Raw genomic sequence first — 11,820 nt, 5'->3', positions numbered from 1 at the left:
GCCGGCCACCCCCAAAGAAATGCACCAATGCCATCGAAAGGCAGAAGCATAGGAGTATCCCATGACCGAAAAAAGACCCGCCTCGCGCGGCACAGCCCGCCGCCCCAAGGTCGTCATCGCAGCAGACTGCCTTGACCGGCTCGAAGCACTTGCGGAGGGCGCGATCCCGCGGGATCCGGACCTCGCAGACCGGCTTCTTGAGGAGATCGGCCGCGCCCGGATTGTGCCGGGGGCAAAACTCCCGGCGAATGTCGTGGCGATTGATCGCCCGGTCACCTTCCGGGATGAGACAACCGGTCAGGAGAAGACCGTAACTCCGGTTTTTCCAGAGAATGCCGATATCGAGCGGGGCCGGATTTCGATCCTGACGCCGATCGGGGTCGCTCTGATTGGTTTGTCCGAAGGGGCTTCTCTCCACTGGGATACCCGTGACGGAAAGCGGCGGGTGCTGACCGTTCTGCGCGTCGCTCCCCATGATGCCGCCGAAAGGCTGAACGCTCAATGATCCGCTATCCCCGGGAGCTAACGGAGCACCATGCCCGACCCGGAAGGAGCCGATCGATGTGCTGACAAAGCCATGACGCTCCTTCCGGGATATTGCCCGGCGCCGATGCGGCGTCTCGTTTCCCCTGTCGAAAGAGAAGCTCATGACCCGTCACATTCCGTCTTCCTGTCCGTCCTGCAAAGTGCAACTCCCTCGCGCGGCCGCGCATCGCTGCCCCATCTGCAGGCATGTTCTCGGCGGCCCCACGCCCATCATCCGCATCTCCTGCCGCCGCTGCGGATCGGAGGTGGAGAGGAACGCCGGAGCAGCGGCAACCTGCATCCGGTGCCGGTCTCGCCGCCCATCCCGGCTCCAGCGCCAGGGCACTTGATAAGGGGCAGGGATGCCGCAACAGAGAGAGGATGACGCGTTCGCAGCAGTCGAAACCCTTCACCGCGCGCAGATTATCTTCACCAGTTCTGCCTTGCTTTAGAATTTCCTCACCCTGCCAGCCCAAAAAGAAACCCCCGCGGCATCGGCTGCGGGGACTTTTCAGGCGCTATTCTTGTCTGCCGGGACCGGATCAGTTCAGCTGGGAAGAATTCCCGGTCATCATGTCACGGTCGAAGTTCATCGTGAACGGGCGCATGGCCAGCTTGTAGACGATAAGGGCACCGTCGACCTCGGCCGCCTGCCCGATGGCGTAGCCGTGGCGCGGCAGGGTTTCCTGGCCCAGGTCGAAGTCGAGCTTGAGCGGGACCGTGCGGCCGAAGTTCTCCGCGTCATCCAGGGTGAGCAGGGCCTCATCCGGCGCCTTCGGGTTGAAGGAGATCGAGCCGCGGAACTCGACCACATTGCCGGCCAGCGTGGTGATGCCGCGCGCCTTCTGAACGTCGAGCGCGTCAGAGACGCGGCGCACATCGGCAGGGGTCTTGATGCTGACTTTCGTCACATCGGCGGCGTCGGACGCGTTGATGAAGTTGATGACCGCGCTCTTCTCCCCGATGGAAAGGCTGGCGGGATCATAGAATCCGAACATGTGTGTCTCCGGTTTTTCTCGTCGAGCGCAGCCTGCTGGCCGCGGTCTATTTTTCGCATATCCCATTCTGCCCCGATACCCTGACAAAACCTATGAGAACCGAAAAATGTGGATAGCTTTTCTTAGCTGCTTTCGAGAGCCGGGGCCGCGGCGGGGCGCGCCGTCCATGTCTGCCGGATCATTTCGGCGTAGACCGGATCCGGGGAGGGGAGCCAGTCCTGATCCAGGCGGCGGCCGCCGCCGGTGCCGCTGCGCAGGTTGCGCTCGCCATAGACATGCAGCGTGCTCTTGGCGGTGTGGCCGGTCAGCGCCGCGGCCTCATGCGGCTCCATGGCCAGCTTGGCCCGTGTCGCGAAGGAGTGCCGGAAGGCATAGAGGTTCAGGTTCATGCCCTCGAAGAGCGGTTCCTGTTTGGCAATCCCCTCTGAGCCTTTAGATCTCAAGATCCTCAATCGACTTGCCAGCTTTCAATGCTTCGTGAACCCAAGCCGGTTTGCGCCCGCGGCCGCTCCATGTCTGGGATGCGTCTTCTGGATTGGCGTATTTAGCCGGAGCCTTTGTGTTGGACTTTCGGCTCTTGCCGCCATGAAGCGCAATCACTTCTTCGAAGGGCACCCCGTGTTTGTCGGCGATGGCCAGCATTTCAGAATAGGCGTTTTGCTTCGCTTCTTTTTCCACTTCAACTTTGCGGGCTTCGATTTCTTTGGCCAGGGCATTGAGTTCAGCTGCATTCAGTCCGTTCAGATCTATCGTCATGTCTCACCTGTGTTTTCGGTTTGAATTGGTCAAAGCAGATAAAGTTATTTGTGGCAAGTGGCAGGCTTTTGACCTGGATACTAATTCAATCAGAATTTGGTCGTTGTACTTAGCTATTGATTTCAGCCTCGAAGCCTTCAAGTGCGTGCAGGATTTCATCAAAGTCAGGGGCTTGTCCGATGATCATTTCCTGCATTCCAGCGTAGTCCTTGCGCAATGCAGCTGTGAGTTCTTGATTTGGTATCAATCGCAGCGTGCCCGGTTTGGCGTCTTGATAATTGGCCCAAGCTGCCTTGAAGAAGACCGACTTGTGATGCGCAACTTGATCCAGGAGATCAAGGCTGCTGAGCGCCCGGGACCTGGCCTCATGGCCGATAAGCTGAGCCATATCATAGTAATGACGAGACATGCGGTCAGCGAGTGGTTTGGCGGTATCCTGATGGTAGAGCATGTGCAAGATTGTTGCCTTTTCCCAGAAGGTGCGCTCGACACCTAGAACCTTCACTTCGATCTCGCCAGTCTCCAGCAGATCCGGAAAGGCCTGGTGCACGTATGGGGAAATCTTCCGGTCTTCGGCAGGCAGGTGGACACCCCGCGCACCAAATTCGAAGCGAACCGCAGGTTTAACGTAACTATCTGAGGAAGCTGCGATTGATGGGTAACTGAAAAGCAGTGTTTGCGCATCGCTGCGGTCAACCTGTAGTGAAAACTCCTGCTCCAAACCAGCATCAAATGCAGTTTTGATTTCATCAAGAAGATGCCCGGTGACCATTTTTTCGGCCGCATCCTGCAGTTCCTGAAGAAGCTGTTTTTGTTTTTTGCCGGATAGGTCAGGGTTTTCGGGATCCCGATCGCCGTCAAAGCCAAACCGTGTCCGGTCGAGGGACAGATCCACATCTTCGGAAAAGCGGTGGATTACGTCATATGCCTTGGAAAGGGAAGTTCCGCCTTTGAAGATCATATGATCTCCAAAGGTGGGAAGGGCGAACAACTGTTTGAGGGACCAGCAGACCCAGAAATCCTTCTCGACAATCGCCTTGGACAATCCAAGCTGCGCGGCGGCTTCCTGAAAGGCTTCGTCCCGGTTTTCAGGAGTGTCGTTTGCAAACTTCTCCATATTCTCAGGCCTGCGTGACGATCTGCTGAACGATAGGGTGCATCCAGGCGGGTACGTGCTTGCTTTGTTTGGAGAGCTGGGCCCTGTCACGGTCGTTCAGCGTCTGAGCCAGTTTATCGATAACGTGGTCATCGATCCGGTCTTTCCCGACATACCGCAGTGCCTGGAATACCGCGCCGGTCTTCTGGCCTGCTCCAACAAGGGTTTTGGAGCAAGCGTTCCGAAACTGGATCACTTGCCGCCCGATTGTCTTGGTGCGTGTTGGGCCATCGGTCAGATAAGTCGGCTTGGACGGCACCTGCGTGGAAAGGCCCAGCTGGTTGGCGGCCATGGCAGGGGAGGGTTGAAGGATCTGATTGTCCTTGCGTGCGATTGCCTTTGCAATGTCATCAGCAGATGGCGATAGCAAACCGAAGCGCTGGCTTTTCTTGGGGTAGTCGTAGAGTCCCCGGGTCAGGCGGCGGATTACACCCTGGCCAGCCAGCCGCGACAAAGCCTGGTCCACGCTCGCGCGGGATCCGATATCCAGAAAATCCGTCGGTGTGAAAATTGACCCGCGGCCTTTCCCGATGATGCGTTGTTTTATCTTGGACATGATCATGGCGTATCTCCTTGTCAGAAAATAGCATAGAAAATACTGACTGACAAGTTTTGCGGTGATCACGCTGGCAAGGCGCCTAGTTGTTGCAAGAAAACGGAAGGGCCAGTTTGCCCGGTTTCTGCGAAACCTGCTTTCCTTGTTTGTCTTGGGGTTCGGATTAGCCGAACGCCGCTGCGACGGATTGCTAGGGGGCTTTGCCCCCACACGCCCGAAACCGGAAACCGACGGGACCGAGTCCTCGGCTGCGCCTGCGGGCCGCACCACTCCCATCGGTTTCCGGTTGCAGTTGCTACCCCCCACGCTTCGCCAGCGGGTCAGGTTTTAGAGACGGCGCCCTTGCAGGGCTCTGCTCAAAACCAGAGCCAAAGGGGGCCTCCCGATGGCCATCACACAAAGGAGACGTTGGGTATGAATCTGTTTACAGAAGACCAATTTGAGAAACTGCTGCAGAATGGGGCAATTGCTGCACGGGAGAGGGCAGGGGAGATTGCTGAGGACATGTCGCGGCAGCCAGTGGTCAAGCTATTCACGCCCTGGGGCGCCGCAACGTGGTTAATCAGCGAGATTGATCCTGAAGACAGGTATCTCGCCTTCGGCCTGTGTGATCTGGGTATGGGCTGCCCGGAACTGGGTAGTATTTACATTCCGGAACTGGTGGCAGTCCGCGGTCCCTTTGGATTGAGGATCGAACGCGACCTATACTGGACACCGTCAAAACCGCTTGTGGACTACGCACGGGAGGCACGTCTTCACGGTGCCATCCAGGCGTAAACCGAACCTTGGCTTGCATGGGGTATGGGCCCGTCCTAACCGTGCTGCCACTACCTGTAATCGCCGGACGTAATCTCCCCAAAACCTTTTGGGGAAAGTTCAAGCGGCGTTGACACTACCCTATGAACTTTGGGGCGCACCGACTGGTTTAGGCCAGTCGGCACGCCCGCAGCAATGAAATTGAGAAATACTGGCGGTGCCAGGAGGACCCGAATTGGTCCGGTGCGCGCACCTTCTGTTGAGGATTAAGCCCAATGTCTGAACTTGTGAATTCTCTGCGCCAAACCTGGCGCTCTGCTCAGCTGTATATTGGTTTCCACCGGGACCAGAAAGGCGCGCGGCGCGCAGCCCCGAAAGTGTGGCCGCCGAAGAATGCCAGTGCGAGTATTCACAACGATCCAAGCGAGCAGGAAGCCTTTGTGGTGGTCAGAAGCGCAGAAGGAGACACGGACCAGGACGTGCAAATCAAGCTGCGCCAGGACAAGATTGTCCTGCGCCGCGATTTCGCGGATGCCTGGAACGGGGTTCTTGTGACGGATGAGTCAGTAACAGTCGCGGTGGCGGGCATTTCGATCCGGATCAGCCATGATGGATCTATCACCCGCGAAAGCAGCAGCGAGACCACCTGGGTGGAGGCAGACGGATCTGTGCTGAAGAAGACAGAGTTCGCGGAAGCCAGCATCTCCGCCGACGGAGTGGATCTGGCACGCCGCACTTCCGATAGCATCGCAGCTGTTGGCAAAGATGGCATCATCGCCAAAATGCGGTAGGGCGGGGAGTATCCCCGCAGCTTTGATATCTGCTCAAAAATGAGGGCAACTGGAAACAGCAGTTCCCGGCACCAGAGCCTCAACCGGGAGGATCGCAGGCGGCTGCAGTCCCGGCCGGATTTGTTGACCGGAAGCCTGTTACAGTCAGAGCCACCCCGGCATTGTCTGACGTCAGCACCCGTGGGACAGATTTGCGGATTTGAATAGCGGAGGATTTCTGGTTCATCTTATCGATTAGGAGATCGAGATGACTCAGAAGCCCAATACATCTAAAGCCGCTGCTGACAAGCTGGTTCAGAACATCCGTCGCAAGACCCGCCAAACCTACTCGGCGGAGGAAAAGATCCGCATTGTTTTGGCGGGTCTTCGAGGCGAGGAAAGCATTTCGGTTCTGTGCCGCCGTGAGGGCATTGCCGAGAGCCTGTATTACAGCTGGTCGAAGGAGTTCCTGGAAGCTGGCAAGCGCCGTTTGTCGGGCGATACAGCTCGTCAGGCCACCTCGCCGGAAGTGAAAGAACTTCGGTCTGAGTCTTTGGCCTTGAAAGAATGCGTGGCCGATCTCACCCTTGAAAACCGTTTGCTCAAAAAAAGCATGATCGGGGATGGGGCGACCGAGGAATGAGGTATCCCGCATCCGAGAAGATGGAAATTATTCGCACTGTTGAGGGATCACATCTGCCGACCAAGCAGACCCTCGACTTACTGGGGATACCCCGCACCACATTTTATCGCTGGTATGACCGTTACGTCGAAGGTGGGCTTGACGGCTTGTCAGATTGCTCGCCGCGTCCCGGGTCTGTCTGGAACCGCATTCCACAAGCCAGGCGGGACGATCTGATTGAGTTCGCGCTGGAACATGAGGCTCTGACCACGCGGGAACTGGCGGTCAAATACACCGATGAGAAGCGGTATTTTATATCTGAATCATCAGCATACCGCATTCTGAAAGCAGCCGACCTGATCACAGCACCCGATTATGTGGTGATCAAGGCCGCTGATGAGTTCACGGACAAAACCACGGCCATCAACGAGATGTGGCAGACCGATTTTACCTACTTCAAGATCATCGGCTGGGGTTGGTATTACCTCAGCACGATCCTTGATGATTACAGTCGTTACATCATCGCATGGAAGCTTTGCACAAACATGCGGGCTGATGACGTCACCGCCACGATCCAGCTCGCTTTGACGGCATCCGGCTGCGACCAGGCTGTCGTGCGCCACAAGCCACGTCTGCTCAGTGACAATGGATCGTGCTATATCTCGGGTGATTTGGCGGAATGGCTGGAGGATCAGAAAATGACGCATGTCCGCGGCGCACCGTTTCACCCTCAAACGCAGGGCAAGATCGAGCGATGGCATCAGACGATGAAAAACCGGGTGCTGTTGGAACATTACTATCTGCCTGGCGATCTCGAACGTCAGATCGGGGCCTTCGTCGATTACTACAACAACCAGCGCTACCACGAAAGTTTGAACAACGTCACGCCCGCCGATGTCTACTTCGGACGGGACAAAATCATTCTAAGGGAAAGGGAGAAAATCAAGAAACAAACTATCCGCCAACGCCGCTTGCAACATCAAAAACAAGCTGCATAATCAATCACACAAACGAACCAGAGCCTCCAAAACTCAAACCGCTCTGATGTCCCATTTTATTTGACGACGGACAGTCCGGGCCAGAACTTCAAGCTGCGAAAGGCTTTGGGATTTGGGCTTTTTCATGGTCGGCGGAACAGTGCGGACTTCGATACGGTGCTGGAACAGGTCGATGGAATTCTGGGCAAGTCTCGGGTTCGGTCTGGGCGGGCTGTGCGGCGGAGTGAATAGATGGCGGAGGCGGGTCATCCGGACCATCATCGCCGGGCGGCGTGCTCGCTGCCTTCGGCTGGAAGCTCTTCATCGACGCCCAGGCCTTGACCAGTGTGCCATCAACCGAGAAATTTTCGTCCGACAGGAGCGGCGCGACCTCGCGATGCGCGAGGATTGCCGCCATCACCTTGCGCGACATATCGGCGGTCAGGAGCCGGTCGCGGTTCTTGGTGAACACCGTCGGCACCCACACCGGATCGTCGATCTCGAGGCCCACGAATCAGCGGAACAGCAGGTTATACTGCATCTGTTCCATCAGCTGCCGCTCGGACCGGATCGAGAACAGGATCTGGATCAGGCTCGCGCGGATCAGCCGCTTCGGCGGGATCGAGGGGCGGCCGAAACCGGTGTAGAGCGCCTCGAATTCGGTATCCAGGCTGGCCAGCGCATCGTTGACCACCTGCCTGATCTTGCGGAGCGGGTGCCGCGCGGGGATGCGCTCTTCCAGATCGACATAGCTGAAAAGCGATCCGCTCGCTTCATCCGTCCTGCGCATCACCACCCCCCCGCCGAAGTTGCGCTGAGGGTGAATGATGTTCCTCAGCCGGCGTCGGGAGCCGACTTCTTCAGCAACCTGCTAATGCTGATTTCCCCGCGGGATCGCGCATTTTGTGATTGCAGCGGGGCTGCCTTCCTTCCAATCGCGGCGCGTTACCTTTCAGGCTTCCGCCTCAATCAGCAGCAACTCGGCGGTGATGCAGATGCGGTTTGCATGAGGGCGCAGAACGCCAGTCATGGGAGTTCCGTCGAACCCGACCGAAGCGGCATTCAGGGTGGCGCTGTCGCCAGCGACACAACTGGTGCGCAGAAGCACTTCGGTTGCGTAGCTGTCGAGCGTGCCGCTGGCGAAACGCGTGTGGACCAGACTGCCGATCCCTTCGATCCTAAGTGGCGCCATGCCCCGCGCGATCTGCGGCAGCAGGCTGTGCGGATCCTCGTTCGGACGCATGGTGCAGAGCAGGGCGGGGGCGCCTGCGCCGGCCTCGCCGCCAGTTGCTGCGGCAGGCGCAAAGAGGTCAAAGCCGGTTTCCGGATCCGGCGCCACATCCAGCGCGGCACCCGACAGGCCCCAGCCGGTTGCAATCACATCTTCGCGCAGCACCGAATCCGGTGCCAGGAGATGCCCCATGCGCAGATCCCCGCCCGGTGTGCGCCACAGCCCGTGGCAATGCAGAAAGGGGGCGCCTGCATTGCTGCCAAGATGCAGTCCGGCCTCCGAGGCGGCGGCATCCATCAACACATGGGGTTTGCTGTACCAAGCGGCACGGCCGTCGTCGGGGGCAGGCGCTGGGATGACATAGGTAAGCCGGGCAAACCGCGCAGGTGGCAGCCTAAGATAGCCCGCGGTAAACCCGGCTGCTGCAAATCCCTGTACCACCGCCTGGTCGAAAGGCAGCCCGGCCGCCAGCCGCAGTGTGACCGGCTGCGCCCGGCAGGGCAGGGCGGCATAGCGGTCTGCCGCACGGGGGCCTGGGTGTGCCAGCTCTTGCAGCGTGTTCATTGTGCCGGCGCCGGTTCGGGCAGGCTGCCGCGGGCAATCAGCTGTTCGCGGATCATCTTCTTTGTGATCTTGCCGTAGGCGCTTTTGGGTATTTCCTCCCAGAACACCGCATGGCGGGGCATTTTGTAGCGGGCGAGCCTGCCGTCAAGCCATTCCTGCAGCCCCTCGGCGGTGATGCTTGCGTCCGTGCGGGCGACGCAAACTGCGACACCGATTTCGCCCCAGACCGGATCCGGGATTCCCAGAACCGCTGCTTCGGACACTGCCGGGTGCTGCAGGATCTTTTCCTCGATCTCGCGCGGGTAGATGTTGGAACCGCCGGAGATATACATGTCGGAGGCTCGGCCGGTCAGGTAGACGAAGCCCTGGGCGTCCATATGGCCGAGGTCGCCGGTCAGGAACCAACCGTTGCGGAAGCTTTTGGCGTTGGCTTCGGGGTTGTTGAAATAGCCGACAAAGACGGCGGGGCCGATCACCGCGATCTCGCCGGTTTCGCCGGGCGCCACCTCGCGTCCCTCGCTGTCCTGGATCTGTACCTGCATGCCGGTGCGGGCAAAGCCGCAGCTGCCGATCCGCATGGCCGCATCATCGGCCGAATGATGGGCCGGGGGCAACACTGTGATGTTGCCGGTCACCTCGCCCAGGCCGAAATACTGCACCAGCTTGGGGCCCAGCACCTGAAGCGCCCGGACCTGGTCGGCGCGGTACATTGGGGCGCCGGCATAGATCATGTAGCGCAGGCTGGAATGGTCGTGCTGATGCACCGACGGGTGTTCCACCAGCAGCTTGACGATGGTCGGCACGGTGAACAGGTTGCTGACGTTCCATTTTGCCACCAGTCCCCAGATCTCGTCCGGGTCGAACTTCGCCCCGGCGGGCAGGATCGTTTTGGCGCCATGAGCGACCTGCGCCAGCTGGTGGATGCCGGCGCCGTGGCTGAGCGGCGCCACCACGATTGAGGCGTCTTCGGGGCCCGTACCTGGCATCAGGTCGCAGAGGTGGTTGGTCACGACAAAGGCGAGCTGGCCATGCGTCAGCACCGCTGCCTTGGGCCGCCCGGTGGTGCCGGAGGTGAAAAAGAACCAGCAGGGATCGTCCCGGTCCACCGCCACCGCGGTCTGCGTCTGGCCGCGGTATTCCGCCACCAACGTCTCGTAGCTGTCTCCAAGACCTTCACCGATGCCGATGGTAAAGCGCAGCCGCTTGCAGGCCGCTGCATGACCGGGGAACTCGGCACCGCACAGCATGCCCTTGGCACCGGAACTTTCGGCCAGATAGGCTAGTTCATCCGGCGATTGGCGGAAGTTGGCTGGCACCCAGATCGCGCCGATACGCCAGCAGGCGAACATCGCCTCGAACATTTGGTTGTTGTTGGCCGACTGCACCAGCAGGCGGTCGCCCTTGCCGAGCCCGAAGCGGTCCGACAGGGCGGCGGCAAAGGCAGCGGAGCGAGCCTCCATTTCGGCCCAGCTCCAGGTCCGGTCGCCCCAGACAAAGCCGGTTTCATCGGAGTGGCGGCGGGCGCTTTCGGTCAACAGATGGGACAGGTTCATCACCCGGGAGGAAACCGGGGTGATGGCTTGGGGCAGGCTGGTGCTCATTTTACCCGCTCCAGGATCGATACATAATTGGCGACCGCGGCGCCGCCCATGTTGAACACGCCGGCAATTTCGGCGCCGGGGATCTGCATGTCTTCGGCCTCCTCCATCAGCTGCATTGCTGCCATCACATGCATCGACACGCCAGTGGCGCCGATCGGGTGGCCCTTGGATTTAAGCCCGCCGGAAGCATTAACCGGCAGCTTGCCGTCCTTGGCGGTGATGCCGTCGCGGATCACCCGGCCGCCCTGGCCGCGTTCGGCCAGGCCCATTGCCTCGTATTCGAGCATCTCGGCGATGGTGAAGCAGTCGTGGGTCTCCACTAGCGACAGGTCATCAAGGGTCAGTCCGGAGTGGTCGAAGGCGGCAGCCCAGGCGCGGCGGGCGCCGGCGAATTCCAGCACGTCGCGGCGCGACAGCGCCATGATCTCATTGGCGTGGGTGCGGGCGCGGAAGGCGATGGCGCGCTGCATGCCGGCCGCGGTTTCCGGGTCTGCCAGCACCAGTACCGCCGCTCCGTCGGAGACCAGCGAGCAGTCGGTGCGCCGCAGCGGGCCTGCGACCAGCGGATTCTTGTCGGATACAGTGTTGCAGAAGGCGGTGCCGAAATCCTTGCGCATATGAGCCAGTGGGTTGGCCATGCCATTGGCGTGGTTCTTGGCGGCGATCATCGCAAGTTCTTCGCTCTTGTCGCCATAGCGCTGGAAATAGCCGGCCGCGATCTGGCCGAACAGCCCGGCAAAGCCACCGTCTGTTTCCGCCTCTTCATTTCGGTAGCAAGCGCCCAGAAGGATGTCTCCGACCTTGGGCGTGGGGGTGGCGGTCATCTTTTCCGCACCCACCACCAGCGCGATCCGGCCCCGGCCCGCGGCGATGAAATCCAGCGCCCCGTGCAGCGCCGCCGAACCGGTGGCGCAGGCGTTTTCAAAACGGGTGGCGGGGGTGTGGGCAAAACGCTCGTCGCCCATTGCCACCAGCGCGGCCTGGAAATCCTGCTGCGAGAAGCCATTGTTGAACACCCCGGCAAAGATGCCGTCGACGTCCTGCGGCGCGATGCCTGCGTGCTCCAGCGCCTCGGTGACAGCAGCGGCCATCAGCTCTTCCGTGCCGGGTAGCGTAGATTTGCCGAACGGCGTATGCCCCCATCCGATGATCTGTGCTTCGCTCATAGTGTCCTCCTCAGGTGGGGGTGCGCGCGGCATAGAGCTGCGCGAGTTTCGTTTCGATGCTTTGGGCCGCCTCCTGCAGCCGCGCCGCCAGTTCGGCCCGCCGCGGCGGCTGCATCCGGCTTTCGATGGCGGCCAGCGACAG

General features: G+C 59.9%; 12 protein-coding genes and 1 pseudogene. 4 read left to right on the top strand and 9 right to left on the bottom strand.

The features are described from left to right. Positions 1-61: 61 nt before the first annotated feature. The gene (rnk, locus tag VOI29_RS17230; protein WP_323781380.1) at positions 62-505 is read left to right on the top strand and encodes a nucleoside diphosphate kinase regulator; all 444 of its coding nucleotides are present in this window, start codon (positions 62-64) and stop codon (positions 503-505) included. Between the two features lie 562 nt (positions 506-1,067). On the opposite strand, the gene VOI29_RS17225 is transcribed toward rnk, so the two are convergent. The 5 genes from VOI29_RS17225 to VOI29_RS17205 form a co-directional block, all read right to left on the bottom strand. Then, complete coding sequence (locus VOI29_RS17225) at positions 1,068-1,523, bottom strand: hypothetical protein (protein WP_323781378.1); 456 nt, start codon at positions 1,521-1,523, stop codon at positions 1,068-1,070. 122 nt (positions 1,524-1,645) lie between these two features. Continuing rightward, on the bottom strand, positions 1,646-1,912 hold the full coding sequence (locus tag VOI29_RS17220; RefSeq protein ID WP_323781375.1) for a hypothetical protein: 267 nt from the start codon (positions 1,910-1,912) through the stop codon (positions 1,646-1,648). 43 nt (positions 1,913-1,955) lie between these two features. Further along, a complete protein-coding gene (locus tag VOI29_RS17215) occupies positions 1,956-2,279 on the bottom strand; it encodes an H-NS histone family protein (protein ID WP_323781373.1) in 324 nt (107 codons plus the stop codon). Positions 2,280-2,388: 109 nt separating this feature from the next. Next, positions 2,389-3,396 (bottom strand): nucleotidyl transferase AbiEii/AbiGii toxin family protein, encoded by a 1,008-nt coding sequence (locus VOI29_RS17210; protein ID WP_323781370.1) that lies wholly within the window; start codon positions 3,394-3,396, stop codon positions 2,389-2,391. A 4-nt stretch (positions 3,397-3,400) separates the two neighbouring features. Then, the gene (locus VOI29_RS17205; RefSeq protein ID WP_323781367.1) at positions 3,401-3,997 is read right to left on the bottom strand and encodes a DUF6088 family protein; all 597 of its coding nucleotides are present in this window, start codon (positions 3,995-3,997) and stop codon (positions 3,401-3,403) included. Between the two features lie 408 nt (positions 3,998-4,405). On the opposite strand from VOI29_RS17205, the gene VOI29_RS17200 reads away from it, so the two are divergent. From VOI29_RS17200 to VOI29_RS17190, 3 genes are all read left to right on the top strand, one after another. Beyond that, positions 4,406-4,768, top strand: coding sequence for a DUF2958 domain-containing protein (locus VOI29_RS17200; protein ID WP_323781364.1), 363 nt, complete (start codon positions 4,406-4,408; stop codon positions 4,766-4,768). A gap of 254 nt (positions 4,769-5,022) precedes the next feature. Next, on the top strand, positions 5,023-5,538 hold the full coding sequence (locus tag VOI29_RS17195; protein WP_323781361.1) for a hypothetical protein: 516 nt from the start codon (positions 5,023-5,025) through the stop codon (positions 5,536-5,538). A gap of 247 nt (positions 5,539-5,785) precedes the next feature. After that, positions 5,786-7,137 (top strand): IS3 family transposase gene (locus tag VOI29_RS17190; RefSeq protein ID WP_323781358.1). Its coding sequence is split into 2 segments (ribosomal slippage): positions 5,786-6,122 and positions 6,122-7,137, totalling 1,353 coding nucleotides; the frame shifts between segments, so codons are not numbered across the junction. A gap of 181 nt (positions 7,138-7,318) precedes the next feature. Here the strand turns inward: VOI29_RS17190 and VOI29_RS17185 are convergent. The 4 genes and pseudogenes from VOI29_RS17185 to VOI29_RS17170 form a co-directional block, all read right to left on the bottom strand. After that, a pseudogene (locus VOI29_RS17185) lies at positions 7,319-7,906 on the bottom strand (transposase); the annotation flags it as partial. 162 nt (positions 7,907-8,068) lie between these two features. Continuing rightward, positions 8,069-8,911, bottom strand: coding sequence for a hypothetical protein (locus tag VOI29_RS17180; RefSeq protein ID WP_323781355.1), 843 nt, complete (start codon positions 8,909-8,911; stop codon positions 8,069-8,071). Further along, entirely contained in the window at positions 8,908-10,512 is a 1,605-nt protein-coding gene (locus VOI29_RS17175) for an acyl-CoA synthetase (protein ID WP_323781351.1), read from the bottom strand. Before VOI29_RS17175 ends, VOI29_RS17180 begins: the two co-directional genes overlap by 4 nt. Continuing rightward, positions 10,509-11,678, bottom strand: coding sequence for an acetyl-CoA acetyltransferase (locus VOI29_RS17170; protein WP_323781348.1), 1,170 nt, complete (start codon positions 11,676-11,678; stop codon positions 10,509-10,511). Before VOI29_RS17170 ends, VOI29_RS17175 begins: the two co-directional genes overlap by 4 nt. Between the last annotated feature and the right edge of the window lie 142 nt (positions 11,679-11,820).

This window comes from Leisingera sp. (assembly GCF_034669605.1).
Classification (GTDB): Bacteria; Pseudomonadota; Alphaproteobacteria; order Rhodobacterales; family Rhodobacteraceae; genus Leisingera.
Note: the sequence above shows the minus strand (reverse complement) of the source record. Positions and strands in the feature narration are given on the sequence as shown.